This window comes from Paenibacillus sp. HW567, assembly GCF_000374185.1.
In the GTDB taxonomy this organism is placed as follows: domain Bacteria; phylum Bacillota; class Bacilli; order Paenibacillales; family Paenibacillaceae; genus Paenibacillus_AQ.
In genome coordinates this window covers 4,501,606-4,527,880 of the sequence record NZ_KB910518.1, presented here as the reverse complement: position 1 = coordinate 4,527,880, position 26,275 = coordinate 4,501,606, and the positions used below count along the sequence as shown (strand labels likewise).

Sequence of the window (26,275 nt, the reverse complement as noted above, 5' to 3'; positions counted from 1 at the left end):
TCAAATAGGAGGATATTATATGATTAAGAAAAGACGCTGGCTTACCTTTTTTCTGGCCATTATTCCAGGACTTGGCCATATGTATCTGGGGTTCAAAAAAATGGGACTTGAGTATATGCTGGGAGCATCGCTCTGTATTATATTGATTCCTTCCATGCCTGCGGTATTTCCATTTGTGCTGGCAGCGTTGTGGTTCTATCAATTATTTGATGCCCTGCAGAAAGCAGCCTGGATGAAATTATCTGCCGAAGAGCACGAACGGATGATGTTCCATCCGGACAGCTTCGGAGCGCCGTGGAGCATGGGGATACCCTCGGCTCCGGCTTATCCGAATGAGGAAGTGAGTCCGGTCTGGGTTGGTTTCGGCTGTGTAGGTGCGGGAATTCTGCTGCTTATTGTTACCACCTTCCCGGGGCTCTGGGAGCTGCTTACCGAAATGAATATCGGCTCCATTCTGCTGGCACTGGCCTTGATTGGCTACGGGCTGAGAATGCTGAAGAAAAATTCAAAAGTATAGAGAAATGGGGAATTATCCATGGGGAGATGGAAAATCGGCAGCTTTACCGCAGCTTTGGGCTGCATCGCACTGGGCGTCATTATTGTACTGGCCCAGTTTGATGTAATTACCTACCAGGCGCTGAATTATATTTGGCCCGCGCTGCTTATTCTTTTTGGAGTGGAAATGCTGCTGAGGCTCTTCATCAAATCGGATGCCAAAACCCGTGTAAGCGGCTGGGCCATCGTTCTGATTATTGTACTGGTTATTGCCAGTGGAGCCCAGTCGGCTGTGGCCGGCGGCTCGCTAAGCGGACTTTTCGGCAAGACACAGCTTGTTCCCGTTAATGGAACAGTAGACGTGAAGACGGAGATCAAGAAAGTAAGAATTGAACTGCCGGCCGGAAAGGTCAAAATTGAAGGGGTGGAAGGCAGCTCGCTAGAGTATGAAGGCAAGCTGGAACTGCCGGGAAGCTCGGAGAGAGAAGCCACAGATGCACTTGCGCAGAAATGGAAAGTGACGCCTCAGGGAGATACGCTGATCATGGAGCTACAGGGAGACATGGGCTGGCTTGCCGGTATCCGTATTGGATTCAATTTCAAGGACCCTTATCTGAATGTCAGCCTTCCCCGGAATCTGGAAGTCGAGGTCCATACGAGCGACGGTTCCATAGAAGCGGGAAAGCTGCAATCCGGTATTGAAGTTGACACCAGCAACGGAAAGCTGGACATTCACGATGTGGCCGGCGGTGTAAATGCGCATACCAGCAACGGCGCACTGACCGTACAGAATTTACAGGGTGAAGTGAAGCTAGTCAGCTCCAACGGTGCCCTTAATCTGAGTAATATCGACGGCCCGGTTACAGCCAAGAGCAGCAACGGCAGAATCACAATCAACTCGCCGATTACAGGCGATTGGGATTGTTCTTCCAGCAATGGCAAGATTATTGTAGGCGTTCCGGCAGCAACGGATGCCAAGATCACTGCCGATACCAGCAACGGCTCGCTGAAGGGCAATGTCAACTGGGACGGAAGTGGAGACGACAGCAGTCACGGAACGGTAGTCCTTGGCAGTGGAACACATAACGTTACATTGTCCAGCAGCAACGGATCTGTAACTGTGGACACAGCGCAATAATCAAGAGCAGTACCCCCAGCAAATAATGTGCCGGGGGTACTGCTCTTTTTTTGACTATAGCTGCCTACTAGAGGCGTGGGTTTGGCACTCGGCTTCGCCGGGCTTTACGCTGATCTTACCAGGCGTAGGCATTCGGGGCTGCGCCGCCCGGTCCGGGGAAGATTTCATCCAGGCGCTTCAGCACGGATTCGTCGAGAACGACCTCAAGGCTGCGCAGCGCGCTTTCGAACTGCTCCAGCGTGCGCGGTCCGATAATCGGCGCGGTCACGGCCGGGTTCGCCAGCAGCCAGGCGAGGGCGACATTATCCTGCGGCTCGCCAAGCTCAAGGCAGAGCTCAGCAAATGCCTCAAGCTGGCTCTTATACTTCTCTACGCGCTCAGCATTGCCGCCGCTGCGGCTGCCTTCGATTTTCTTGAGCGCGTTGCGGCCAAGCAGTCCTCCGTCGAGCGGACTCCAGGGAATAACCCCAAGCCCGAGATTCTGGGAAGCAGGCAGCACCTCCAGCTCAGGCAGACGGCAGGTCAGACTGTATTTATGCTGCTCCGATACGAGTCCAAGGAACCCGCGGGCTTTGGCCTCCTGCTGCGCGACGGCGATATCCCAGCCGGCGAAGTTGCTGGACCCGACATAGCCGATCTTGCCTTGGCTGACGGCAAGCTCAAAGGCGCCCCACAGCTCGTCCCAGGAGACGCTGCGGTCTACATGGTGCATCTGATACAGCTCGATATGGTCGGTCTGCAGCCGCTGCAGCGAGCCCTCCAGATGGCGGCGGATGATATAGGAGGAGAGGCCGCGCTCGTCATTGGGGCCGTCAAGCTTATCGCTCATGGCACCGTAGACCTTGGTGGCCAGCACAACCTTTTCCCGCCGTCCGCCGCCTTGCTTGAACCAGCGGCCGATAATCGTCTCCGTGAGCCCGGAGTGTTCTCCCCAGCCGTAGATGTTAGCGGTATCAAAAAAATTGATTCCAGCCTCCAGCGCAGTGTCCATAATGCGGAAGGCTTCTTTCTCGTCTGTAATCGGGCCGAAATTCATCGTACCCAGACAGAGACGGCTGACCTTCATACCGGATTTGCCAAGCTTTGCGTATTGCACCTCACAATCACTCCTCTAATTGTAATGGTCTTTCCTTTAATTAACTATTGCATACTAATTGTAAACAACTGAAGAAACAAGAGCAAATCAGCGGAGGCGGTTTCGCTCTAAGGGCTTGACGAACCTGAGGCAAATGGAGCCAATAACGACAATTGATTGACAAGATAGGACGGGGTATAGGGCATATCGTTGCGAAGCCAGAAAACAATTGTACCGATGAAGGCGGTAGAACTGTACCAAGCAAGGATATCCGCCGGAACATTGGCATGCGATTGACCGGACGGGGAGCTTTGGCTCAGCACTTCCTTCTTGATAAAATCAATGATCAGAAGAACGAGGCGTTCAGTAAATACCGGCAGCCGTCTTGAACCGAGCAGAGCTTTATAGAGGTTTGAACGCTCCGCAATTCTTTCGAGGATTTGAACTAATATGGCCCAATGCCTTTCTTTGGACGGGGAATGATCTGGAGTTTTGTCCAGAAGGGCGGTGAAGTCGCTGATCATTTCATCTGCCATCTTTTCCAGCATGTCAGGGATGTCCTTGTAATGAAGATAGAAGGTGACACGATTGATGGTAGCGCGTTCTGCGATACGATTGACCGTGATTTTTTCCATATCCGTTTCTTGCAGCAGCTCGACAAAAGCATCCTGAATTAATTTACGTGTGCGCAATACGCGCGGGTCTGTTCTTGGCAAAGGTTTTGACATGGGAACCTAATCCTTCCAAATTAAAATGTACACTACAAATTCCACCAAAGTGTCGTTTAAGTTTCTGATAAACCACGAATTGTTGATTCCTGTAAACTAATAAACATTTCGCAAAATACTGTTGATTGCACTGCCGGAGTGAAGATCTTATAATCCTTTACATTAGTTAACTATACAACACTCTGTTTATTAAATGGAATGTGAAATGTGAAAGGATTGAGTAAAATGAGTGCAGCAGCAGGTTTTGACAGCAGTTCTATTAAGAAAGGACCCTTATTGTTTGTTCTGATATTGGGGGCGTTCATCGCCGTTCTGAATCAGACCATCATGAGCGTTGCCCTCCCGGTATTGATGGGGGAATTCTCCATTCAGGCGTCCACGGCTCAATGGCTGACTACAGGCTACATGCTGGTTAACGGAGTGCTTATTCCGATTACGGCTTATCTTATGCAGCGCTTTACAACCCGCGAGCTGTTTCAGGCTTCGATGGTTGTTTTCCTCGGAGGTACGGCTCTTTCAGCATTTGCTGACTCCTTTGAGCTTCTGCTGGCAGGACGGATGATTCAAGCGGTAGGTGCGGGGGTTATTATGCCGCTGCTGATGAATGTCATTCTGACCATTTTCCCCCGGGAAAAAAGGGGTGTCGCAATGGGGATCGTCGGTTTGGCGATTATTTTTGCTCCGGCTATCGGTCCTACGGTCGCAGGTTATGTCATGGAGCATTATAGCTGGCGCACAATGTTCGAAGGAATGATTCCGGTTGTCGTTGTAGTTATCGCTATTGCCCAGTTCTATCTGAAAAATGTTACTGAGCGTATCTTTCCCAAACTGGACATCATGGGCGTTATTCTCTCAACCATCGGATTTGGCACTTTACTGTATGGCTTCAGCAGAGCCGGGAGCAAGGGTTGGTCAAGCGCGGAAGTGATAGTGTCACTTGCGGTAGGCGTTATCGCCCTGACCCTATTCACGCTGCAGCAGTTGCGCTCCAAAAGCCCGCTTCTCGACCTTAGAGCATTCCAATATAACATGTTCACCTTGACGACCATTATTAATATCGCAGTTACGATGGTGATGTATGCAGATATGATGCTGCTTCCGCTGTATTTGCAGAATGTCAGAGGCTACACGGCTTTAGAATCCGGGGTGCTCATGCTGCCCGGTGCGCTGTTGATGGGTCTTATGATGCCGGTGGCGGGCAAGCTTTTCGACCGGTTTGGCGCAAAATGGCTGTCTGTCATCGGTATGGCGATTACGATTGTAACGACACTAGGGTTCGTCAACCTCTCGGATTCAACGAGCTATACGTATTTGCTATTGATGTCTACAGGACGCCGGCTTGGAATGGCCCTGTTTCTGATGCCGATCACAACCACAGGCCTCAATCAGCTTCCTGCCAGCCTGAATGCGCACGGAACGGCCATTTCCAACACCATCAAGCAAGTAGCCGGTGCCATTGGCACATCTTTGCTGGTCACTGTGATGACATCCAGTACAAAAAGCCATATGCAGGATATGCTGGCCTCCGGCGCAGCCGCGAACTCTACTAAAGAGAGTCTGATCATGCATGCAACCATCCAGGGAATTAATGATGCGTATCTTGTGATTGTCGGTATTGGGATAGTGGGCTTGCTGCTCGCATTCTTTATCAAAAACGCAGCCCCGGCTGGGGAAGAGGAGGCTTCGGCAGCTATGAGCAAGAATACGCAAGTTAGTGAGGCTAATTCGTACTAAGCCTGATTCAGTATCAGAAGAGCCGTGGGGGATGATCTCCTTGACGGCTCTTTTTCTATTCGGAACCATTCACCTTCTGATTCAATCGCTATCAGCTTATAGTTAAAAGCTATCACTTCAATAGAATCTATATCTTTGTCCTTTGGGCCCGGTTATGATACAACAATATACAGAAGAACTATGTCTGCGAGTCTGCAGAACATCAGAGGAGTGACAGGAATGAGCGAGGTCAAAAAAATCGCCGTAATTGCCGGGGACGGTATCGGACCTGAAGTTGTGGCAGAAACGCTGAAAGTATTGAAAAAAACGGAAGAGCTGTTCGGCTACGCCTTTGAAACGGAGGAGGCGCTGTTTGGCGGAATCGCTATTGATGAACGGGGAACACCGCTGCCGGAGGATACGCTGGATATCTGCCGCAGTGCAGATGCTGTACTGCTTGGGGCGGTTGGCGGACCGAAATGGGACAACAATCCGAAGGAGCTGCGTCCGGAAACCGGGCTGCTCGGTATCCGCAAGGCGCTGGGTCTGTTCTCCAACCTGCGTCCGGCCAATGTTTTTGACTGCCTGAAGGATGCATCAACGCTGAAGCCGGAAGTGCTCGAGGGCACAGACCTTATGGTTGTGCGCGAATTGACCGGCGGCATTTATTTCGGAGATAAGCTGCGCCGCCAGGGTGAGTTCGGTGAAGAAGCAGTGGATACTTGCGTATATAATATAGCGGAAGTTGAGCGCATTGTGCGTCAGGCCTTTGAAATTGCCGGCAAGCGCCGCAACAAGCTGGCAAGTGTCGATAAAGCAAATGTTCTGGAAACCTCCCGTCTCTGGCGTGAGGTAGTGAACCGGATTGCCCCTGAATATCCGCAGGTTGAGCTGGAGCATGTGCTCGTAGACAACTGTGCCATGCAATTGCTGCGCCGTCCGTCGAGCTTTGATGTCATTGTTACCGAGAACATGTTCGGCGACATTCTGAGTGATGAAGCGGCGATGCTCACCGGATCAATCGGCATGCTCGCATCAGCTTCGCTGGGAGAAGGCAGCTACGGCCTGTATGAGCCGGTGCACGGCTCTGCGCCTGACATCGCCGGACAAGGCCTGGCCAACCCGATCGCTACGATTCTGTCGCTTGCCCTGATGTTCCGTCTGACCTTCGGCTACGAAGCTGCTGCCGCTGCCATTGAGGCCGCTGTGGCTGAGGTGCTGGATGCCGGACACCGCACAAGCGATATTGCCGTAGACAAGAGTAAGGCCATCAGCACATCGGAGATGGGCGATCTCATTGTAGCCGCGATCCGCAAAGCCTAAAATTTAACCACAACAATCCTCCTTTGAAGCAGAAAAACAAAAAACTTCACAAAAAGTTGCTTATTTATAATAATTATAAAAAAGTAATGAGTGTAATATTGACTTTATTTTTGTACGATGATACCATTTGGTCATAAGCAAGACAGCAACCAATTCATCCAAATCAAGAAAAGCATATTGCGCCGGAAGTGAATTCTGACAATTGTTTTTCTTACATAATTAAAGGAGGATTTAAGCAATGGCAGAACGTTTGGTAGGTAAACCCGCCCCAGATTTCACAATGGAAACCGTAACGGGCGACGGCAAAGATTTCGGTAAGGTGAGCTTGTCCGACTATCGCGGCAAATGGCTTGTATTCTTCTTTTATCCGCTTGACTTTACATTCGTATGTCCTACGGAAATTACAGCGCTAAGCGATGCAGCATCTGAATTCACCGCACTTGATACAGAGATTCTGGGCGTAAGCATTGACTCGGTTCACAGCCACAAGGCATGGATCACTACACCTAAGGATTCGAATGGTCTGGGAGCGATCAACTTCCCGCTGGCATCTGATATTACGAAGAAGGTAGCCAGCGATTACGGCATCCTGATTGAAGAAGAAGGCGTGGCACTTCGCGGATTGTTCATCATTGATCCTGACGGTGAACTGAAATATCAAGTGGTTAACCACAACGATGTGGGCCGCAGCGTGGAAGAAACACTGCGTGTACTGCAAGCCTTGCAATCAGGCGGACTGTGCGCTATGAACTGGAAACCGGGTGACAAGAACCTGTAAGTCCGGCGACTCATAAGCCGCGATCCTTGATATACTAAGAGAACCTCCTTGCGGAATTTATTTCCGGCAAGGGGGTTTTTTGCACCAAAACACCCATAGCCAGCGGAAAATCTGTTGGCGGGTAGGCATGTATAGCTTAAGGAGAGGCATCTCCGCTGCCATTTTGTAATATAATAATAAGAAGACAATGTAAATTACCGAGGAGGGTGAACAAAAATGAGCTTTTGCTGTGGAGCGAGTATGGTTGGAACGAAGGGAACCCTAAAGCATTATCGCACGCAAGTCCATAATGTTCCCCTGCTTTTTTGTCCGGTCTGCCACCGGGTAGAGGTGCATTATAAGGTCGAAAATGAATATGAAATCCTTGCGGAATATGCGCATGGCGACGGCGTGACGGATGTTGACTTTCAGGACTACGTGATGGAAGAAGAGGAAGCGATATTCGAGAATGTCATCAATGTGGAGAGTGAAGATCCGCTGAGTATTGTGCGCAGCCAGATTGATATGGCACTGGACCTGCTGGCCGTAGCCAAACAGATCGAGGATACTAAATGGGAACGTGAGCTGAAGAAACGTCTGGCCGTAATGAGTCAGCGGCGTAATCGCCTGCAGCCAAAAGCTTGAGACTTGCCGGGCTAATCGGCGGCGTGTCTGAAGTGTTACATCATAGGAGCCTTCGCAGCCGCGGGGGCTCTTTTCAATTTGAGTGTGTTTTCGGAAGCGTTTCTGCAACGAGAAGTCGCTTTACCTCGGTAAAATGTGTGTCTTTAGAATCATTTTATGGATATTTTTGTGATTCGACAGTTTCTCTTGTTGCGTTGTCTTCTTCTCTTGGATATGATTGGAATATAGTTGAAACGGTTGGATAAAATAATACGATTTCCGAATGTTCTGGCGGCTTCGTCATATACTCAAATACATAGTAATTTGATGTCGCTTAGCGTCTTCGTCAATTGCAGTAAAGGGGGAACTTCGTATCGTGATAAGCCAATATCAGGAAAGCCTGCTTTTGCCGGCAAGAACGTTTCAATCTGGACCGATGAACACTACATATGAGGATGTACTGGAACACATTGACAGTGGGATTATGCTTTTTGATGAAGAGGGTATTCTTACATTTATGAACAAGCAGATGTACAGCATACTTGAACTGAACCGTCATTCTGTCCTGGGCTGCACTATGGTTCATTTGTTATCCAATATTCAGTTAAGCCGTTTTAAGAAGAAGCAATTGCTCCGTGGATACCATGAAATGATAAAGCTGGGCAATCCAGGCTATGAGTTTGTAGATGAATACGGGCGTTATTGGAAGGTGTCTTTATGCAGCGGAGAGCAGATGAAGGGTGGCGCCTTGTTCACCTTCAAAGAAATTTCTGACTACAAGCTCATTGAGCAAACGGCCTACCAGAATGACAGCTTGGCCATGCTCGGGAAATTATCCGCCTCAATCGCCCATGAGATTCGTAATCCGCTCACCGCGATTCGGGGATTTATTCAATTGCTGCATCCCCATCTTCATCAGTTGGGCAAAGAGGAGTATGCAAAGATTATACTCGCCGAGATTGACCGGGCGAATGATATTATTCATGAGTTTCTGACCTCCTCCAAGCCTTCGGTACCGCAGGTTGCGATGATTCCGGTAGCGGCGCTGCTCAAAGAGGTGGTTCTCCTGACAGAAAGCGAAGCCTTGATGAAGGGCTGCGAGATCAGTCTCCATCCGCTTCATGGGGACATGATTATATCCGGCGACATCAAACAAATGAAGCAGGTCGTTCTTAACATGATAAGAAATGCAATGGAAGCGATTACTGAAAAGGTCGATGACTCGGTCGGCAAAATCGAAGTCGGAGCACGGAGAGAAGGCGCCGAGGTTCGTATTTTTATTTCCGACAACGGCAAAGGCATGGATATTTGCACCTTGGACAGGTTGTTTAATCCTTTTTTCACGACGAAGGAGAATGGGACAGGGCTGGGGTTATCCGTCAGCGAAAAGATCATCAAGAATCATGGGGGCTACATTTCTGTCAGCAGCAGGGTTAACGAAGGCACACGATTTGTGATTTCCCTGCCGCTGATTCAGTAATTCTTGACACATTGAGATATAATAAAGTTCAAAAGAGGCTGATTCCTGCGATGCGCGTCTGGTGCGGGAGATCAGCCTTGCTGCGTTATTGCGGGTGGAGCAAGTAATGACAACAGCCTGGGAGGGGTTTCTATCAACATTGAGTGGAGCAGCGGCAGCCCGTCTTTCGGACTTAGGGGAGATGTGCTATGTATTATTGTGGCAGAAGCTGAGAGTGAAGCTGGAAGCCTTGCCGGGGAATGGAAGAAAAGTGTGGGCCAACTAGCTAAAACTGGACTTTTTAACGGCAATCTGAATCAAATTTACGTATTACCAGTAGAGTCAGAAGAGCAGACCGAATTTCCTGTCGTCATTCTTGCGGGAAGCGGAAGCGGGCGGCTGGGAACGGAGGAGCTTCGCTTGCTGGCCGTTCAAATTGCCCACGCTGCCCACAAGCTGAAGGCAGACAAATTAATCATCCAAGTTGCGGACAGGTTGAATTTGTTGTCGGCTGAAGGGACTGAAGAGACCGCGCAAGCACTCACGGAGGGGCTCGTTCTGGGTGCGTACCGGCGAACACACTATAAGCGGGGGCAGCTTCTCTACACTGGCCTGGAAACCGTTGTACTTCATATGGAGCGAACAGCAGCAGCGGCTGAGACAGCAGACTGGAACCAAGGGATCATGCGTGGACTGACGTTTGGCGAAGCCACGAATTTGGCCCGTAACCTCACCAATCTTCCCGGCAATCAGCTCACGCCTTCAGCGCTTGCCGCCGCAGCTATTGAGATTGCTGAGCGTCATGGATTTCCGGCGGAGGTGCTGGACGAGCGGGAAATTGAACAAAAGGGTATGGGCGGCTTGCTGGCTGTCGGCAAAGGGAGTATTCATCCCCCAAGGATGATCGTGATTCGTTATCAGGGAACGGGCCAGTGGGAGAACGTTACCGGAATTGTTGGCAAAGGGATAACCTTCGATACAGGCGGGATTTCTCTGAAAAGAGCGCCGGGCATGGAGAACATGATCAGTGATATGGGCGGTGCGGCGGCTGTGCTTGGAGTCATGGAGGCTCTGGGCACCTTGCGGCCGCGGATCAATGTCGTGATGGTGATTCCTTCCGCCGAAAATATGCCTGCTGCCAATGCCTTCAAGCCTGGAGATATTGTCACCTCGTTAAGCGGCAGAACCATAGAAATATTGAATACCGATGCCGAAGGCCGGATTGTGCTTGGTGATGCGCTTACTTATGCCCTGGATTGGGGGGCCGAACGAATTATTGATGTGGCAACGCTGACAGCCGCTGTGTTGTCTACTCTGGGGGATATAGCAACCGGAGCTGTTACCAACAATGAGCTGTTTATGGAGACGTTCATGGCGGCCTCCAGGCGCTCTGGAGAGAGAGTATGGCAGTTGCCGGTATATCCTGAGTTTCACGAGATGCTGAGAAGCGAGGTAGCGGATATCCGCAATACTGCGGGGAGATACGGCGGTGCTACAACGGCAGGGCTGTTCATTGGTGAATTCGCTGAAGGGCTGCCCTGGATTCACCTGGACATCGCCGGAACGGCATTTCTCTCCAAGGAACGCGGAGTTAATCCCAAGGGAGCAACAGGTGTGATGGTGCGTACGCTTTTGCAATATTTACTGCAGCTAGATTCCGGTGAAGTAGCTGAGCACTGAGCATTTACAAGGGTACTACAGCAAAAGCCGCAAGGCATCCGGTTTCTCCGGGCCTTGCGGCTTTTGTAAAAATATAAAAATTCATCTGCTTCACGTATTAGCTGTTCTTTCTGGCCCGTATTTGAGAAGTGACGGACTGAATGCCGTTCATCAACTTGTTACGTGCATTCTTGTTTCTCAGTAAGTAGGCCGCTCCCAACACTGCTGTAGTTAATAACGTCCGTTTGGTGTTCACGTGCATCTCCTCCTCGGAAGGTCTGGTTGTAAGTTGCTTATAACTAACATACCCGCATCCCAAGGTTCTTAAACGAATTTAACTCACATACCGGCAGTTCAGGCTTTGGCCGAATGCTTGGCATCTCCTGAGCTTCCGCAGCAGGAAAGCGGGGAATCATGCGATGCTGCTGTACAGTTTTTGCTTTTGTCGCAGCCGGCGCAGGCCCCTTCTTTGCCTTTTTGCACATGACGGTAGAGCATCCAGCCGGAGTATCCGAATATCAGCGCGATAATCAAAATATTTATAATCATTGCAGTGCCCCGCTTTCTCAGAAAATGTTGACCTCATCAGACTTACGACCATCCCAATAAACTGCCGCCTTGAAAGACTACCAATGCAACGCAATAAGCCAGCACTACAGAGTATCCGATCGAGAAAAAGGTCCATTTCCAGGAGGCGGTTTCCTTCTTAATAACCCCTACAGTAGCCAGACAAGGAGTATAGAGCAGGATAAAGACCATGAAGCTGATTGAACTGAGCGGAGTGAAGACCTGAGCGATCTGGCCCTCCAGTCCCGCGGTATCCGGTGCATGATAGATAATATTCATAGTGGACACTACAACCTCTTTGGCGAGAAAGCCGGGCACCAGCGTTGAGCCGGCCTGCCAGGTTCCGAATCCAAGGGGATGAAGCAGGGGAGCAATCATACCGCCGAATTTTGCCAAAAAGCTGTTATCCATCTCCACGCCAAGTCCGGAAGGACCGGCATAGGTCATCAGCCAAATAATAACGGAACCGGCAAGAATAATCGTCCCTGCCTTGCGCAGGAAGCCTTTGCCTTTTTCCCAAGTGCTGCGGCCCAGTGTTTTAAGCTGCGGCATCCGGTAAGGAGGCAGCTCGATGATGAAGACAGAGGACTCGTTCTTGAACAGATGCTTGGAGAATAATTTGCACAAAAGCAGTGCGAATACAACACCCAGAACATACATCGCCAGAACGGCGGTGGCCTGCTGGGCAGGGAAAAAGACAGCCGCAAACAGCAAGTAGACCGGAAGCCGGGCGGAGCAGGACATGAGCGGCAAGAGAAGCGTTGTCAGCATCCGGTCTTTAGGCTGTTCAATACTGCGCGCGGCCATAATTGCCGGCACGTTGCAGCCAAAGCCGATAATGAAAGGAATAAACGCTTTACCATTAAGGCCCATACGCTCCATAGTGCTGTCCATCAGCAGGCAGACACGTGCCATGTACCCGGAATCCTCCAGAAAGGAGATCATCAGGAAAAGAATGAAGATCTGCGGAACGAACACTAACACTCCGCCTACACCGCTGATAATTCCGTCAACGATAAGGGCATGTGTGAAGCCTGATGCCCCTATCGTCTCAAGCAGGGAGTTGGCCCCATCGCTGATAGGTCCGGAAATCCACCCATCCAAAATGTCCGATAAGGGACCGCCCACCCAGTCAAAGGTTGTCTTGAACATTGCGTACATGAAGACGATGAACAGCGGCAGTCCGAGGAAACGGTGAGTCAGAATCGAGTCTAGTCTTTCCGTCAAATTATGCGGCTTCTGCGCTGTAGTATCCATTGCCGCCGCACACAAGGAGCGGATGTAGTCCATACGGACGGAACGAATCCATTGAGGGAGCGTAAGCGCCAGCTTTTTGCTCTGCAGCTCTTCTTGGCAGCTATCGCAGATAGCCATTAAGCGGGCTGTATCCATGCTCTTCTTCAGCAGCTCAAGTACGACCGGATTTTGCTCCATCAGTTGCAGGGCGACCCAGCGAAGATGAGGCAGTCCCGGGATAGGCTTCAGTTCCTTTTCAATGGAAGAGATGGCTTGCTCAGCCAGCTCGCCGTAGTCCAGTCTGAAGGTTACCGGAGGAATTGCCGAGGTTTTCTCAAGAACGCTGAGCACCTGTCCGCTGCCTTTGCCGGTTCTGGCAACCAGCGGCAGTACAGTAATGCCGAGGCGGGACTGCAGCATTTCATAGTTGACGGAAATCCCGCGCGCTTTGGCGACGTCGATCATATTCAGCCCTAGAATAGTAGGTTTGCCGTATTCCAGCAGTTGCAGTGTGAGCAGCAGATTGCGTTCAAGCTGTGAAGCATCAACAATATTAATGAGAGCTTCCGGGGATTCCTCAATGAGATATTGCGTGGCGACGCCTTCGTCACGGGAGAGTGGGTGAAGAGAATAAATTCCGGGCAGGTCGATCAGCTTGCCTGCTCCGTTCTTCAGGCTTCCGACTTTCTTCTCTACGGTTACTCCCGCCCAGTTGCCTACATATTCATAGGAAGAAGTCAGTGTATTAAAAAGCGATGTCTTGCCAGTATTTGGATTTCCTACAAGTGCTATTGAACTCATGAAACGTTCACCTCAATCATGGAAGCTTCCTTCCGGCGGATGGCGAACAATTGACCGTTGCATTCCAGAGTAACGGGACCAAGAAAAGGGCCTTTTCCTTTCAAACGGACCATGACGCCTTCAGACACCCCAAGATCAGCCAGACGGCGCCGCAAGATGGGGTTCATTCCTTCTATTCTATGGATGGAGCCAGTTGAGCCCGGTTGTAAGCGCAATAGGGAGCAGGATGTTGAAGCCATGTTAATCCCTCCGAGAGAGACTGATAATCAATCTCAATTGTTTTCTTGTAATGTAGCATTTTACTGTCAATTTTTCCGTGATCTTTGTCATTGTGCCGCTATCATGAAAAGATATATGGAAAGGAGCTGAAATTTTCTTTACAATTTATTCTTTGCTAAGTATGATTGAACGATAATGGCTGCATAGTAAGTCCATGCCAGCGGCAATAATGAGGGATATAATTGAAGGGAGAACACAATTGTGAAGAGTAATGCTAGCAAAATTGTCGATTGCACCATTCGCGATGGGGGACTGGTGAACAACTGGGATTTCAGTGTTGAATTTGTACAGAATTTGTATGCCGGTCTGAATGAAGCCGGTGTTGATTATATGGAGATTGGTTATAAAAATTCACCCAAACTGCTCAAAGGAGCGGAAGGAGCCGGCCCGTGGCGTTTCCTGAACGATGATTTCCTGAGAAAGGTTATTCCGCAGAAGGGTCACACGAAGCTGTCTGCACTCGTAGATATTGGCCGTGTGGATGAGAATGATATCCTGCCCCGCAGTGAGAGCATGCTGGACCTGATTCGCGTAGCCTGCTACAGCAAGGATGTGGACAAGGCGCTGCAACTGGTACAGACCTTCCACGATCTAGGATATGAGACAACGATTAATATTATGGCTTTGTCGAATGTTATGGAGAACGAATTGCTGGAAGCCTTTGACCAGATCCGCGAGAGTGTTGTTGACGTTGTGTATATCGTAGATTCTTATGGCAGTCTGGATCACAAAGACGTTCATTATCTGGTTGAAAAGTTCAAAACGCATTTGCCAAATAAACGGTTGGGCGTACATACCCACAATAACCTGCAATTGGCCTTCTCCAATACACTTGTTGCTGCCGAGAAGGGTGTAGAGCTGCTGGATGCTTCCTGTTACGGTATGGGGCGCGCAGCCGGCAACTGCCCTACCGAGCTGTTGGTGACCCATTTGAAGAACACCAATTATTCGCTGCGGCCTGTGCTTGATATCGTAGAGCGGCTGATGATTCCTCTGCGTGAGAAGGAAGAATGGGGGTATATTATTCCTTATATGATTACTGGCACGCTCGATGAGCACCCGCGCTCCGCGATGGCGCTGCGGTCATCGGAAGATAAAGACAAAGCGGTTGATTTTTATGATAAGCTCACAACGCCCGAAGTGAATTTTGGAGATAAATAGAAGGCTTCAAGGAGAAGCACTGAACTCTAAAATAGAGGGAAGTGCTTTTTTTCTGGAATGTAACTTTACGGAGCTATCCAGCCGATATTTATACATAGGACGTAAATATATCCATTGACTTATTATAGATATCATTTTCAGACGCGAGGGACCTATGAGACAAGAAGAGAGAAAGACCATTCATGCGGCGATTATAGGGGCCGTGCTGTTCCTTCTGATTCAAATTTTTCGTGTGCCGCTTAGCAATGTGGAAGATAAGGACTTGCTATCCATGCTGTATCTAATTGCGGGCTGCTGCAATGCCGCTTTTGGCTTTGCGATTTTTGCCCAGGGCTGGCTGTTCTTCGCTGATCGTCTATCCAAGGCAAGACTATACACCTCCGCTCTCTTTTTGGGAGTATGCATCATTGACTTCATACACACACTCAGCTTTGTCGGAATTGTAGAAATATCTTCCTATATTAATACAGAACAATCCATGTGGCTGCTTACATTCTCGCGGCTGGCCAGCGCGCTGGGTATTCTGTTCATCTTCAGCAGGGAAGACCAGCCAATAGCAGCGGCAGGCAAAAAGAATGTATTCAGAATATCATTTGTGCTGACAGTGCTTGCTCTGGCGTTATTTACTTTTGGTCAGACGGCTGCACCGGAGCTGGCGGGTTATTCCTGGGTTAACGCCCTCCAGCATATACTGGATCTGGGTGTGCTGTTTGTATATTTACTCACTATGGGCATTATCCTTTATCCGGGTAAAGTGGAAAAGTCTGCTTCCATGCTCATTATTATTCGAGCGCTGATCTTTTTCGCTCTTGGCCAGTTATTCTTCATGAACCCGCTTAGCATCGGCGATATGGATTATCTCTTTGGCATGCTGAGCACTGGTGTGGCTTATTATCTGCTGCTTACCGGCGTCTACCGGCTGACGATTGAAGAGCCCTTTCACGAAAATCAGCAAGCCGAAGCCCGGATTAATTATCTGGCCTACCATGACGATCTGACCGCTCTTCCGAACAGACGGCGTCTGATGCAGCGAGTAGAAGAAATTGTGATTCAGAGCGGACAGAATAAGGGTCCCAAATTCTCCGCGCTGGCTATAATGAATATTAATCATTTTAAGAATATTAACGACTCGCTCGGCCATTATGCCGGTGATCTTCTGCTTCAGCTAGTATCGCAGCGGATAGGAAACGCGGCAAAAGCGGGTGAAGAGCTGTACAGCATGGGTGCGGATGAATTTGCTTTTCTTATGACAGATGTGACGGGGGTGGAGGATTGCCTGATTCGCGCCGGTGAGCTTCTGAAGTTATTTGAAACGCCGGTGCAACTTGAATCAGGAGAGTATCATATATCACTCAGCCTGGGAATGAGCATTTATCCCGGTGATGGGAATACTGCGGAACAACTCATTCAGAATGCCGATACCGCTGTTCATAATGCCAAAGAGCAGGGGGTGGACATCCGCCGGTATGTCCCTGCTATGCAGATGAAAGTGAAGGAGCGGCTGAAGCTGGAGAATGATTTGCGCCGGGCGCTTGAACGCGATGAATTCTATCTCGTTTATCAGCCGCAGGTACAGCTTGAGACAGAAGAAATCGTCGGCATGGAGGCACTGCTGCGCTGGAATCATCCCAAACGTGGGCTGGTGTCGCCGGTTGATTTCATACCGATTGCCGAAGAGAGCGGCCTGATTGTTCCGATTGGGGAATGGGTGCTCAAAACGGCATGCCTGCAAAATAAATTATGGCAGGACGCCGGTTACCGGCCAATGTGTGTTTCGATCAACCTGTCCATGCGCCAATTTCTGCAGCCGAATCTGGCCGGGAAAATTGGTACCATTCTGAAGGATATCGGGCTGGACCCGGGGTATGTTGACCTGGAAATTACAGAGAGCATGACTCTGGATAAAGAAACCGCCTTTGATCAGCTTAACCGCTTGAAGAAGCTTGGTGTATTCATCAGCATAGATGATTTTGGGACAGGCTACAGCTCCCTGCATTATCTGAAGAATATGCCGATTGACCGGCTGAAGATTGACCGTTCCTTCGTTTCGGAAGTTATGGAGGACAGCAATAACGCGGCGATTGTATCCACTATCACGTCTATGGCACATCATCTGAAGCTGAAGGTAACCGCTGAAGGGGTAGAGAATAAGGACCAACTGCATTTCTTGCGCCAGCAGCATTGCCATGAAGCCCAGGGTTATTTGTTCAGCAAGCCCGTTAAGGCTGCGGACTTCGAAATGTTTTTTCTGAAGCCTTCGCTGGGGTTATTGTCTTAACAGATTTGGTCAATCAATAAGGTTGCAATTTATTCTAAGGAATGCTATAATATTTTTTGTCTTCAATTTCGGTCCGCGGGTGTAGTTCAATGGTAGAACTTCAGCCTTCCAAGCTGATAGCGTGGGTTCGATTCCCATCACCCGCTCCATACTACAAATTTCGAAATCCTTGTTATACAAGGGTTTTTTTATTTGCGTATTTTTCTACATACAGCAGGTAACAATTGAGTTGTGGGGCAGTTTATGGGGAAACCTGCTGTTGTTTTTGATTAAGTGCCTTAACTGTATTCGCTGCCTCCCGGCTAACTTTTCAATAAATTCTTGGAAAATCCCCCCTAGTGATAACCAGGGGGGATTCTAATGTCTATTCTGTTTATTCAATATTGATACTCCATTGTCCGTCTGCTTTTACGGAAAAAATATAAGTTCCGTCAGAATTTACCGTTTTAGCGGTAGACCCGGAGTAGTTTCCGATCTCATTTACGAGTGAAATGCTGTCGTTCACATGAACAATAAAATTTGACTCTCCAACATGCTTGAAACTAAATTTAGTAAGCTTTGCTTGAAGGTTAACAAACACAACATCGTTACCCTTGCCGGTCAGTTTTGTCGGGGCCGATTTGATGTTTGCCGGAACTGTCTGCGTTATTTTGGCTGTCCACGATCCTTCAGATTTGACGTTTAACATGTATTTACCATCACTCGGAATCATTACGAAAGATTTTCCTTTGTATGTACCAATTTCATTGATGAGAGACTTTTCATTCTGTCCAGATTCATCCAGCATATGTACTATAAAATTTGAATCTCCGGTACTCGTAGCATTGATCACAGCAAAACCAGAATGGAGTTCGAAAAATTCAGAGGCCTGATCACCTTTTCCGCTCAAGGTTATTGGTTGTTCAACCGGTGGTTTTGGCGACGGTGAAGGCGGGGAAACGGTAGAATTCGTAGGAGAAGGTTCTCCATAAATTTTTGTTAATTCTTGATATGCTTTTTGAACGCCTTTGCGATCATCTGCTCTGATGTAGTTTGCGAGTTCTATAAATTCATTTCGATTGGCTTCTGATATCCATTTTGTACTGTCTGTGATAGCTTTAAATGCTTGTTCTCTAAGGTCTTCGGTTATATTATCTCCTTTTTCAAGGAATATACTGGCTGTCTTTATGAGGGCGGCAGCCATCTCTTTCTCCGCATCATCCATTGTCTTGATATCTTCAGACGGTTCTGGAGAGGCAGTCGCAGTTGCAGGAGTTGTAGAACTAGGACTCACAAGCGTAACAGAATTCGTATTATTTGATACATTCGTACTCTCACAAGCAGATAACATCGTAGTGGATAAAATAAAAATCGATCCATAAATCAAATATCTTTTTTTCACTTCTTTTCCCCCTAATATGATAAGAAATTCAAATTGATTCTACCAGATTCAGGAATGGTAATCTATGTATTTTAATTAGAATATTATAGAGGTCAGCTATGCACAGCCAACTAAAAAGCCAGATCCTCCGCATGTATGCGGAGACCTGGCTTTTGCTGTACAGCAAATATTGTTTCTTAAACGGTTTTTAGGAACTCGACTATGGTCAGAAGACCCTTGTCGAAATTCTCCAGATTGAAATGCTCATCCGGGGCATGCAGATTCTCGTCATCCAGGCCAAAGCCCATCAGGACAACTGGCGCTTTCAGGATGCGGGCGAAGCTTTCCATGATCGGGATGGAGCCGCCGTCTTTGGTGAAGAGGGCACGGGTGCCGTATATCTTGCCGTAAGCGTCGGCTGCTGTCTGCAGGATAGGATTTGAAGGGTCAATGTTGAAGGCACGCGCCTTCTCCATTTGCTTCACCTGTACCTTGGCTCCAGCCTGGATGTTGGCTTTGAGGTGAGCTTCTACGACGTCAAGGATATGCTGCGGGTCCTGGTCGCCGACCAGGCGGCAGGTAATTTTGGCATGAGCCTCCTTAGGAATGACGGTTTTGCTGCCTTCGCCTTGGAAGCCGCCGTAGACACCGTTCAGTTCAAGGGTTGGCCGGGCGCCAACACGTTCTACGAAGCTGAAACCTTCTTCACCGTACAGTTGATCCAGGCCGAGTGCAGTTCTGATTTTATCCTCATCTACGCCCTGCTTGACAAATTCTTCACGCAGCAGCGGAGAAAGCTCAGGCACGCCATCGTAGAAGCCCTCTACAGCAACGCGGCCCTTGTCATCATGAAGCGAGCTCAGCAAGGAGACAAGTGCATGCAGCGCGTTCGGTACACCGCCGCCGTAAGAGCCGGAATGCAGGTCTGTTAAAGCGGTATTCACGCTGACCTCAAGCGAGCAGAGGCCGCGAAGCCCGGTGCAGATCGCCGGACGTCCGCGTTCCAGCAGGGAAGTATCCGAGACAAGTACGGCATCTGCGGCGAGCTTGTCTTTGTTAGCTTCGAGGAACGGCGGCAAATGGATGCTGCCGATTTCTTCTTCGCCTTCGATGCACAGCTTGAGGTTGACCGGCAATGTGCCCTCTTGCTTGAGGATGGCTTCAATCGCTTTGATGTGCATGAACACCTGGCCTTTATCATCGGTGGCTCCGCGTGCAAACAGCTTGCCGTCCCGGATTTCCGGTTCGAAGGGAGGTGTTGTCCACAAATTCAGCGGATCTACCGGCTGTACATCGTAGTGGCCGTAGACCAGAACGGTCGGCTTGCCGGGGGCGTGAAGATAATCGGCATAGATTACAGGATGGCCGGCGGTAGGGTGAAGCTCGATATTCTCCAGTCCCGCACGTTTCAAGGTGTCCAGCAGCCAGTGCGCGGCGGACAACATATCCTCCTTATGGGCAGACAGGGCAGAAATACTTGGGATGGCAAGCCATTGCTTCAGTTCGGCAAGCTGAGCTTCACGCTCAGCCTGAAAATAAGTTTCGTAAGACATAGTGATATGTACCTCCTTGGAGTTTCGCTGCGCAAAACCGGCTGTAAGGCCTGTATGGGCATAACGGCAACGTGCCGCAGTCTTTTTTGGCAGTGTACTGCCTCCATTATACTGGAGAACTCACTATGGATCAAAATGGAATGTGAAAAGGCCTTACCAGAGAATGGTTGCCGGAGTTACGCCTTGCGGGAAGGTATCTTCCGCTTGTGTTTTGTTTGCGTATAAATCATACCAGGCATCCGCAATAAGCCCGGGATCGGAAGCGGTACCTGGTTTGATAAATGCGCCTATGGCCAGATGTGCCACATAGATTCCTTTGGGAGCCAGATCGGTGTGCAGATTGTTCGCATAGTTGCGGAGTCCGCTGAGTGCAATTCCCATATTGCCCATCATCGGTATCGGATAAATAGAGGAGAGGCCGGTTGTGAATAAAATAGCGCCGCCCTTCTTCTCAAGCATCTCCGGCAATACCTGCTCAACGCTGCGGATGGCACCCACAACAAGGGCTTGAAAAGCATCCATTGCGTTCTCTTCAGTTACCTGAGAAATGGGAGTTGGCGGATAGCTGCCGCTGGTTGGGCTGAATTCGAGCACGTCGATAAAGCCATATTTGTCTTTGATCCCTTGAAAAGCGGAAACAAGCTGCTCCTTACTGTAAAGATCGGCCGGAAATGCAGCCGCGTCGATATCCAGTGCCTTGAGTTCTTCCGCCAACGCATTTAACTTTTCGGCATTACGGGCGATTAGTGCGATTTGAAAGCCGTTTGCGCCGAATTTCTTGGCAATGGAGAGTCCGAGTCCCGGTCCCGCGCCCACGATAGTAATTGTTTTTTTCATCATCTATCAGTTCCCTTCAGGTTGTTGATTACTAACAGTAACCATGGTAGACTTAGTTAGCTTAAGCGGCAAGAAGGCACTATTACTTGCTTAAGTTACATGGAGGTAACTGCCTTGGATAAAACAATGAATGACCGGCTTGGGGTTATAGAACAGATGACGAATCTGGAAGACTGCGCCATACCACGGCAGATTCTCGACAGGGTTGGAGATAAATGGAGTGTGCTGATCATTGTAAATCTGGGTGTGGAGTCCTTGCGGTTCAAGGAGCTGCAGCGGCGATCCGGCGGCATATCCCAGCGTATGCTGACGCAGACGTTAAGGCAATTGGAGCGGGATGGAATGGTCTGGCGCAAGGCGACACCGACCGTGCCATTAACCGTGGAATACGGACTCACCATGCTTGGGGAATCACTGCTTTTGCCGCTGACTTCTCTGGTGGAGTGGGTTAACGAAAATCGTGAAGTCATCACTCAGGCGCGCAGCAGCTATGACAGTGAGCATGGCGATATGGACATAACAGTTTCTACAGAACAGACAGAAGCGCCGTAAGCGGCGGAAACGATAGGGGCGGAATTAATAGTGTTGGCAAATACAAATTCAGATACAAGCGTGGAGCATCCATCTTATATATATACCTACGCGTGCTCAGGGGATGAAGTCTCCTTATGCGGGATGGAGCTGCGCAGTCTTTTTGGCCGGGAGATTCCGCCTGTAATATTTGACAGTGAGCGTGAAGTGGAGGTCAGCCGCAGTCCTTTTATTAAGGAGCGCATTGATGTCATGTACGCGGGAGACACGCTGGAACAGATTTATAAGATGACCGAGCAGGTGGAGGTAGCGGGACAGACCTTTAAGGTTATTTTTGTCAAGATGAATGATCTGTTACCGGCGGAAAAAATAGAGTATGATGAACGCAGGGTGATCGAACGGGAAATCGGCATGCGCATCGAGGGAGAAGCGGATGTCAATCACCCGCAGCTTGTGTACGGCATTGTAACGCTGGGAGGACGCTGGTATTTCGGAGCTTATCACAAGAACAAGGCAACCTGGTTCCGGCAGATGAAAAAACCGCGAAGCTACTCTATTGCACTCAGCACCCGCGTAGCCCGGGCGGCAGTGAACATCGCGGTGCCAAACCCGGCAGGCGTAAAAGCCATTGATCCCTGCTGCGGCATAGGAACGGTAATGGTCGAGGCGCTGTCGATGGGTATTGATATTGTCGGCCGTGACATTAATCCCTTTATTGCGGCCGGTGCGCGGACGAATATTGCCCATTTCGGGTTCAACAGCGAGGTTACCCTTGGGGATATTGCTGACATTGAGGAGCATTACGATGTGGCTGTCGTGGACATGCCTTACAATTTGTACTCGCGGATTACACCGGAGGAGCAGTTCGCGATTCTGGTCCATGCGCGCCGGATTGCAGACCGTGTTGTTATTGTAGCGATTGAGGCAATGGATGAAATGATCTCCTCTGCGGGTTTTACCATTATCGACCGCTGTGTGGCGAAGAAGGGCGCGTTCTCCCGTCATTTAATGCTGTGTGAATGAAGCGGTGCCGATATCTAATGAGGGCGGTGCGGATATGGAACAGAAATGGTTAACCTGGGCCAAAGAGATTCAAGCGATCGCCCAGACAGGTCTTACGTATGCTAGGGATGTATATGATATCGAACGTTATCAGGCGCTGCGGGAGCTAAGTGTGGATATTCTGGCGAACTATACGTATGAGAGCAAGGAGAAGATCAGGCTGGCTTTTGCCGGAGATGAGGGTTACGCTACACCGAAAGTTGATGTGCGCGGTGTGATTTTCAGGGAAGACAAGATTCTGCTGGTTCGTGAAAAGCTGGACGGCAACTGGGCGCTTCCCGGAGGCTGGGCCGATATCGGGCTGTCTCCCAGTGAGGTGGTTGTCAAGGAGATTGCTGAGGAATCGGGCTTTCAGGCCGAGGCTGTCCGTCTGCTTGCCGTGCTCGACAAGAAATTTCATGCTCATCCGCCGGAGCCTTATCATGTGTACAAGCTGTTTATTCTCTGCCGGATTGTCAGCGGGGAAGCGGCGGGAGGCGTGGAGACGAGCGAGGCGGCTTTTTTTGCCGAGGATGAACTGCCGGAGCTGTCGCAGGAGCGTAACACGCGGGAGCAACTGCTGACGATGTTTCAATTTTTAAAAAATCCTGAGAACCCAGTCATATTAGACTAAACAACGGCATATTATGCAGAAATAAGCTGAAAAACAAGTTTTCTGAAGTGGAAATTTATTTATTAATAATAATGTAAGCCTTTACAAATGAGTGCCGCTGAGCCTTTATATCTAAAAAAACTACCAAAAATGCAACTTTTGGGTCAGGCGGTCTACATTTTTTCCTCTACTGTGACGATAAGATATTTTAGGAGGGGATCGCATGGAACAAGAAGAATTGAGGCTTCCACTGAAGCAGGAGGTCATTACACGTCCTGCAGAAGGCAATATTGCCAACGGTTTGGTATGGGGCATCCTCATCAGCATTCCTTTATGGATCTCGGTTATCGGCTGGATTATGGGCATCTGGCATTAAAACTGCAGCAGAGCTACTACTTACTACTTAATTGCAACTATACAATGAAGGCTGCCTCTTCGTGATGAAGAAGCAGCCTTTTTAAATGATTGAATCAACAATCCGGAAATAGTGCAGGCTCTGCCGTATCAGGCACTACTTGCGGTGTACCAGCTTAAAGTTCTCGCAGATCACCCTCATTCCAGGGTCAAACTCTTTATTGTAAGCCTTAAGCTCTCTAGTAAAATAGACTTCATGCTCATAGCGCCACGATTCCAGGGTGCGGTCATCCTCGCCTTCGGAATAGGCAAACTCCGCAGTCACCTCGGCAAAAGAAACAATTTCAAACTTCGTTGTTTTAACGATTCCACGCGGCTCGCCATTACTGTCCAGCAGGATCGAATGCCCGCCGATAAAAGGCAAAGGCACACCCAGCACTTCGTTCAACTCGTAATTCATAGCCGTTCCGGTCTTGGTTCCGTCCAGCACCAGTGCAAGCAGTTCATCCGCCAGCCGGGGGTTGTCGCCAAATGCCCAGGCGCTGTCATAATAATCTGCTGCTTCAGGATGATCCTTCAGGTAGTCGTTCCAGTATTGTGTGATTTCTAGTTTTTCTGTCATGCGGTTCACCCGTTTCTTCTATTAGTTAATTGTCAGTCTCGTTCAGCCAGCCAGAATAGAGGTTATCAAGCTTCGCCTGCAATGCATCCCGGCTTAGCTGCATCGCTGCAAGTTTCTCTGCATCGCTGACGCTTAGCGGATCGAGCATGTCTGCGTCAATGAGTGCAAGCTGCGCTTCAACTGCGGCGATTTCCTCCTCCCATGAGATTTTGGGGCGGGGTTTGCGGGAGACAGCAGTGGTTGGGGAGCCTCCGATTCCGGCATTGGGATTGCCGTTTGGCTGGCGGCCTGCTTGGGAGCGTTGCAGTTCAGATGATACTTTGCCGTTAGGCTTGAGCGCAGTGGCATCGGCAGCCTTCTCAGCCTGCTTTTCCTTGTAATATTCGTAATTCCCGGAGAAGGCGCTGAACCTTCCATCCGCAATTGACCAGAGCTTGCCGAAGATGCGGTTGATGAAATAACGGTCATGGGATACAGCCAGCACGGTGCCCGGAAACTCCTCCAGTGCTTCTTCAAGCGCTTCACGGGAATCAATATCCAGATGGTTGGTCGGCTCATCGAGAATGAGCAGGTTCGGACGGCGGTGCATCAGCACCGCGAACCGCAGCCGTGTCCATTCTCCGCCGGAGAGATTGGCGACGCTTTTAAAAACATCGCTGCCATAGAAAAGAAACCGCGCGAGCTGCCCCCGCGCCTCACCTTCCTCCAGGCCTGCTTCCTCACGGAAGTAGCGCAGCACCGACTGGCTCCCCTCTTCGGGAACGGCTTCCTGTGCCAGATAGCCGACAGCCGCTCTTGAGCCGAGGGTGCAACTGCCACTGTCCGGTGTTTCCTGGCCCAGAATGATCCGCAGCAACGTACTTTTGCCCGCGCCATTGCCGCCGATCAGCGCCGTGGTCTCCCCGTACCGCAGAACGTCACTGGCTTCCGAGAAAAGCGTGCGTTCTCCGTATGTTTTGCCGATCCGGTCGAGAATGACAACCTGGTTGCCGGAACGGTCCTCCTGCTGCAACTGTAAATCCATAGCTTTGCGCTCCAGAATTGGCCGTTTGACCTTTACCATCCGGTCGAGCGCCTTCTGCATGGAGGCGGCCCGGCGGTGGAAGGAAGGATTCGGCGGATTGGAGCGGTTACCCCACTCAATCAGCCGCTTGATGCTCTCCTGCATCTGCTTGATTTTCTTCTGCTGCTCTTGATAATCGGCAAATTGCTGCAGCAGCCTTGCTTCCTTCTCGACCTGATAACCGCTGTAATTGGTGTGGAATGTGAAGGCTTCCCCGTCTTCGATCTCAATGACCTTCTTCACTACGGCATCGAGGAAGTAGCGGTCATGGGAAATCGCGAGTACGGTACCGTCGTAGCTCTGGAGAAACTGCTCAAGCCATTCGATGGCTTCCATATCCAGATGATTTGTCGGCTCATCCAGCAGCAGAACGTCGGGCTGGCGCAGCAGCAGCTCAGCCAGGCCGACTTTGGTTTTCTCGCCGCCGGAGAGGGAGCAGAAGAGGCGGTCATACTGGCTGGCTCCAATGCCCAGCCCCGCAGCTACACGCTGGATGGAGGCTTCAATCTCATAGCCGCCGGCCGCCTCGAATTGTTCCTGCAAAGCGCCGTATTCCTTAAGCAGCCTGTTCCAATCCTGCTTATTCGCTCCGGCGTCCGGTACAGACATTTCCTGCTCCAGCTCCCGAAGCCTCGCCTGCCACTGCAGAGGTTCGGCAAAGCTGCGCTGCAGCACGCCATAGACCGTCTCGCCGTCACCTACCTCTTGAATCTGCGACAGCAGTCCGACTACGCTGCCTCTGCGGATGGAGATTTGGCCCTGGTCGGGGCGTTCTTCCCCGTTCAGGAGGTGGAAAAGGGTGGTTTTGCCGCAGCCGTTGCGGCCGATCAGGCCGATCTTTTCGCCTTGGCGGATATCGAAGGTGATGTCGCTCAGGACGAGCTGGGCACCGTGGTGTTTTTGAACATTTTGGCATGAGATAATCATAGGTATTCTCCTTTTAAGAATGCCTACCCGCCGCGTTCAGCCTTGGAACATACAAAAAGACCGCAGGGAAATTTCCCCACG

The 26,275-nt window shown here is 49.9% G+C and carries 24 protein-coding genes and 1 tRNA gene; 15 read left to right on the top strand and 10 right to left on the bottom strand.

Annotated features, from left to right (window positions below; all coding sequences use genetic code 11):
• The first annotated feature begins 19 nt into the window (after positions 1 to 19).
• Together B212_RS0120015 and B212_RS0120010 are read left to right on the top strand one after the other, a co-directional pair.
• Positions 20 to 517 carry a hypothetical protein gene (locus B212_RS0120015; RefSeq protein ID WP_019912810.1) on the top strand — a complete coding sequence of 166 codons (498 nt, stop codon included), beginning with the start codon at positions 20 to 22 and terminating at the stop codon, positions 515 to 517.
• 18 nt (positions 518 to 535) lie between these two features.
• Complete coding sequence (locus B212_RS0120010; protein ID WP_019912809.1) at positions 536 to 1,633, top strand: DUF4097 family beta strand repeat-containing protein; 1,098 nt, start codon at positions 536 to 538, stop codon at positions 1,631 to 1,633.
• 115 nt (positions 1,634 to 1,748) lie between these two features.
• Here B212_RS0120010 and B212_RS0120005 read toward each other — a convergent pair whose 3' ends face one another.
• Together B212_RS0120005 and B212_RS0120000 are read right to left on the bottom strand one after the other, a co-directional pair.
• The gene (locus B212_RS0120005) at positions 1,749 to 2,729 is read right to left on the bottom strand and encodes an aldo/keto reductase (RefSeq protein WP_019912808.1); all 981 of its coding nucleotides are present in this window, start codon (positions 2,727 to 2,729) and stop codon (positions 1,749 to 1,751) included.
• A gap of 107 nt (positions 2,730 to 2,836) precedes the next feature.
• On the bottom strand, positions 2,837 to 3,436 hold the full coding sequence (locus B212_RS0120000) for a TetR/AcrR family transcriptional regulator (RefSeq protein WP_019912806.1): 600 nt from the start codon (positions 3,434 to 3,436) through the stop codon (positions 2,837 to 2,839).
• A 225-nt stretch (positions 3,437 to 3,661) separates the two neighbouring features.
• Between B212_RS0120000 and B212_RS0119995 the strand changes: the two genes are divergently transcribed.
• The 6 genes from B212_RS0119995 to B212_RS0119970 all read left to right on the top strand — a co-directional run bounded on the left by B212_RS0119995 (position 3,662) and on the right by B212_RS0119970 (position 10,992).
• A complete protein-coding gene (locus B212_RS0119995; protein ID WP_019912805.1) occupies positions 3,662 to 5,170 on the top strand; it encodes a DHA2 family efflux MFS transporter permease subunit in 1,509 nt (502 codons plus the stop codon).
• A gap of 219 nt (positions 5,171 to 5,389) precedes the next feature.
• Positions 5,390 to 6,472, top strand: coding sequence for a 3-isopropylmalate dehydrogenase (gene leuB / locus B212_RS0119990; protein WP_019912804.1), 1,083 nt, complete (start codon positions 5,390 to 5,392; stop codon positions 6,470 to 6,472).
• A gap of 238 nt (positions 6,473 to 6,710) precedes the next feature.
• Entirely contained in the window at positions 6,711 to 7,250 is a 540-nt protein-coding gene (locus tag B212_RS0119985) for a peroxiredoxin (protein ID WP_019912803.1), read from the top strand.
• 216 nt (positions 7,251 to 7,466) lie between these two features.
• Positions 7,467 to 7,874 (top strand): hypothetical protein, encoded by a 408-nt coding sequence (locus tag B212_RS0119980; RefSeq protein ID WP_028530950.1) that lies wholly within the window; start codon positions 7,467 to 7,469, stop codon positions 7,872 to 7,874.
• 355 nt (positions 7,875 to 8,229) lie between these two features.
• Positions 8,230 to 9,333, top strand: a complete 1,104-nt coding sequence (locus B212_RS0119975) for an ATP-binding protein (RefSeq protein ID WP_019912801.1) — start codon at positions 8,230 to 8,232, stop codon at positions 9,331 to 9,333.
• 183 nt (positions 9,334 to 9,516) lie between these two features.
• Positions 9,517 to 10,992 carry a leucyl aminopeptidase gene (locus B212_RS0119970; protein ID WP_232231493.1) on the top strand — a complete coding sequence of 492 codons (1,476 nt, stop codon included), beginning with the start codon at positions 9,517 to 9,519 and terminating at the stop codon, positions 10,990 to 10,992.
• A gap of 333 nt (positions 10,993 to 11,325) precedes the next feature.
• Here the strand turns inward: B212_RS0119970 and B212_RS31980 are convergent, their stop codons facing one another.
• From B212_RS31980 to B212_RS0119950, 3 genes are read right to left on the bottom strand one after another with little or no spacing between them, the layout of a single operon-like run.
• On the bottom strand, positions 11,326 to 11,520 hold the full coding sequence (locus B212_RS31980) for a FeoB-associated Cys-rich membrane protein (protein WP_019912797.1): 195 nt from the start codon (positions 11,518 to 11,520) through the stop codon (positions 11,326 to 11,328).
• A 42-nt stretch (positions 11,521 to 11,562) separates the two neighbouring features.
• Complete coding sequence (gene feoB / locus B212_RS0119955; RefSeq protein ID WP_019912796.1) at positions 11,563 to 13,575, bottom strand: ferrous iron transport protein B; 2,013 nt, start codon at positions 13,573 to 13,575, stop codon at positions 11,563 to 11,565.
• Entirely contained in the window at positions 13,572 to 13,742 is a 171-nt protein-coding gene (locus B212_RS0119950) for a FeoA family protein (RefSeq protein WP_019912795.1), read from the bottom strand. The genes feoB and B212_RS0119950 overlap by 4 nt, the downstream gene beginning before the upstream one ends.
• Before the next feature lie 313 nt (positions 13,743 to 14,055).
• On the opposite strand from B212_RS0119950, the gene B212_RS0119945 reads away from it, so the two are divergent.
• From B212_RS0119945 to B212_RS0119935, 3 genes are all read left to right on the top strand, one after another.
• A complete protein-coding gene (locus tag B212_RS0119945; protein ID WP_019912794.1) occupies positions 14,056 to 15,015 on the top strand; it encodes a nucleoid-structuring protein H-NS in 960 nt (319 codons plus the stop codon).
• A gap of 154 nt (positions 15,016 to 15,169) precedes the next feature.
• The gene (locus B212_RS0119940; protein ID WP_019912792.1) at positions 15,170 to 17,293 is read left to right on the top strand and encodes a putative bifunctional diguanylate cyclase/phosphodiesterase; all 2,124 of its coding nucleotides are present in this window, start codon (positions 15,170 to 15,172) and stop codon (positions 17,291 to 17,293) included.
• Positions 17,294 to 17,368: 75 nt separating this feature from the next.
• Positions 17,369 to 17,442: transfer RNA gene (locus B212_RS0119935), tRNA-Gly, on the top strand.
• Between the two features lie 224 nt (positions 17,443 to 17,666).
• On the opposite strand, the gene B212_RS33300 is transcribed toward B212_RS0119935, so the two are convergent.
• The 3 genes from B212_RS33300 to B212_RS0119920 all read right to left on the bottom strand — a co-directional run bounded on the left by B212_RS33300 (position 17,667) and on the right by B212_RS0119920 (position 21,046).
• Positions 17,667 to 18,674 (bottom strand): hypothetical protein, encoded by a 1,008-nt coding sequence (locus B212_RS33300; RefSeq protein WP_156830168.1) that lies wholly within the window; start codon positions 18,672 to 18,674, stop codon positions 17,667 to 17,669.
• A 176-nt stretch (positions 18,675 to 18,850) separates the two neighbouring features.
• Positions 18,851 to 20,206, bottom strand: a complete 1,356-nt coding sequence (locus B212_RS0119925) for a dipeptidase (protein ID WP_019912790.1) — start codon at positions 20,204 to 20,206, stop codon at positions 18,851 to 18,853.
• Positions 20,207 to 20,359: 153 nt separating this feature from the next.
• Positions 20,360 to 21,046 (bottom strand): SDR family NAD(P)-dependent oxidoreductase, encoded by a 687-nt coding sequence (locus B212_RS0119920; protein ID WP_019912789.1) that lies wholly within the window; start codon positions 21,044 to 21,046, stop codon positions 20,360 to 20,362.
• Positions 21,047 to 21,157: 111 nt separating this feature from the next.
• On the opposite strand from B212_RS0119920, the gene B212_RS0119915 reads away from it, so the two are divergent.
• The 4 genes from B212_RS0119915 (at position 21,158) to B212_RS35075 (ending at position 23,604) form a co-directional block, all read left to right on the top strand.
• On the top strand, positions 21,158 to 21,595 hold the full coding sequence (locus B212_RS0119915) for a winged helix-turn-helix transcriptional regulator (protein WP_019912788.1): 438 nt from the start codon (positions 21,158 to 21,160) through the stop codon (positions 21,593 to 21,595).
• Between the two features lie 30 nt (positions 21,596 to 21,625).
• Positions 21,626 to 22,597 carry an RNA methyltransferase gene (locus tag B212_RS0119910; RefSeq protein ID WP_028530945.1) on the top strand — a complete coding sequence of 324 codons (972 nt, stop codon included), beginning with the start codon at positions 21,626 to 21,628 and terminating at the stop codon, positions 22,595 to 22,597.
• A 34-nt stretch (positions 22,598 to 22,631) separates the two neighbouring features.
• A complete protein-coding gene (locus B212_RS0119905) occupies positions 22,632 to 23,249 on the top strand; it encodes an NUDIX hydrolase (RefSeq protein ID WP_028530944.1) in 618 nt (205 codons plus the stop codon).
• A gap of 202 nt (positions 23,250 to 23,451) precedes the next feature.
• The gene (locus B212_RS35075) at positions 23,452 to 23,604 is read left to right on the top strand and encodes a hypothetical protein (RefSeq protein ID WP_019912785.1); all 153 of its coding nucleotides are present in this window, start codon (positions 23,452 to 23,454) and stop codon (positions 23,602 to 23,604) included.
• A 135-nt stretch (positions 23,605 to 23,739) separates the two neighbouring features.
• On the opposite strand, the gene B212_RS0119895 is transcribed toward B212_RS35075, so the two are convergent.
• Positions 23,740 to 24,204 (bottom strand): ASCH domain-containing protein, encoded by a 465-nt coding sequence (locus B212_RS0119895; protein ID WP_019912784.1) that lies wholly within the window; start codon positions 24,202 to 24,204, stop codon positions 23,740 to 23,742.
• A gap of 25 nt (positions 24,205 to 24,229) precedes the next feature.
• Complete coding sequence (gene abc-f, locus B212_RS0119890; protein WP_019912783.1) at positions 24,230 to 26,194, bottom strand: ribosomal protection-like ABC-F family protein; 1,965 nt, start codon at positions 26,192 to 26,194, stop codon at positions 24,230 to 24,232.
• Between the last annotated feature and the right edge of the window lie 81 nt (positions 26,195 to 26,275).

Bases quoted from the DNA above. Each gene is read 5' to 3' on its own strand.
- B212_RS0120015 (WP_019912810.1), top strand. From the start codon at position 20: ATGATTAAGAAAAGACGCTGGCTTACCTTTTTTCTGGCCATTATTCCA.
- B212_RS0120010 (WP_019912809.1), top strand. From the start codon at position 536: ATGGGGAGATGGAAAATCGGCAGCTTTACCGCAGCTTTGGGCTGCATC.
- B212_RS0120000 (WP_019912806.1), bottom strand. From the start codon at position 3,436: ATGTCAAAACCTTTGCCAAGAACAGACCCGCGCGTATTGCGCACACGT.
- B212_RS0119995 (WP_019912805.1), top strand. From the start codon at position 3,662: ATGAGTGCAGCAGCAGGTTTTGACAGCAGTTCTATTAAGAAAGGACCC.
- leuB (WP_019912804.1), top strand. From the start codon at position 5,390: ATGAGCGAGGTCAAAAAAATCGCCGTAATTGCCGGGGACGGTATCGGA.
- B212_RS0119985 (WP_019912803.1), top strand. From the start codon at position 6,711: ATGGCAGAACGTTTGGTAGGTAAACCCGCCCCAGATTTCACAATGGAA.
- B212_RS0119980 (WP_028530950.1), top strand. From the start codon at position 7,467: ATGAGCTTTTGCTGTGGAGCGAGTATGGTTGGAACGAAGGGAACCCTA.
- B212_RS31980 (WP_019912797.1), bottom strand. From the start codon at position 11,520: ATGATTATAAATATTTTGATTATCGCGCTGATATTCGGATACTCCGGC.
- feoB (WP_019912796.1), bottom strand. From the start codon at position 13,575: ATGAGTTCAATAGCACTTGTAGGAAATCCAAATACTGGCAAGACATCG.
- B212_RS0119950 (WP_019912795.1), bottom strand. From the start codon at position 13,742: ATGAACCCCATCTTGCGGCGCCGTCTGGCTGATCTTGGGGTGTCTGAA.
- B212_RS0119940 (WP_019912792.1), top strand. From the start codon at position 15,170: ATGAGACAAGAAGAGAGAAAGACCATTCATGCGGCGATTATAGGGGCC.
- B212_RS0119925 (WP_019912790.1), bottom strand. From the start codon at position 20,206: ATGTCTTACGAAACTTATTTTCAGGCTGAGCGTGAAGCTCAGCTTGCC.
- B212_RS0119920 (WP_019912789.1), bottom strand. From the start codon at position 21,046: ATGATGAAAAAAACAATTACTATCGTGGGCGCGGGACCGGGACTCGGA.
- B212_RS0119905 (WP_028530944.1), top strand. From the start codon at position 22,632: ATGGAACAGAAATGGTTAACCTGGGCCAAAGAGATTCAAGCGATCGCC.
- B212_RS35075 (WP_019912785.1), top strand. From the start codon at position 23,452: ATGGAACAAGAAGAATTGAGGCTTCCACTGAAGCAGGAGGTCATTACA.
- B212_RS0119895 (WP_019912784.1), bottom strand. From the start codon at position 24,204: ATGACAGAAAAACTAGAAATCACACAATACTGGAACGACTACCTGAAG.
- abc-f (WP_019912783.1), bottom strand. From the start codon at position 26,194: ATGATTATCTCATGCCAAAATGTTCAAAAACACCACGGTGCCCAGCTC.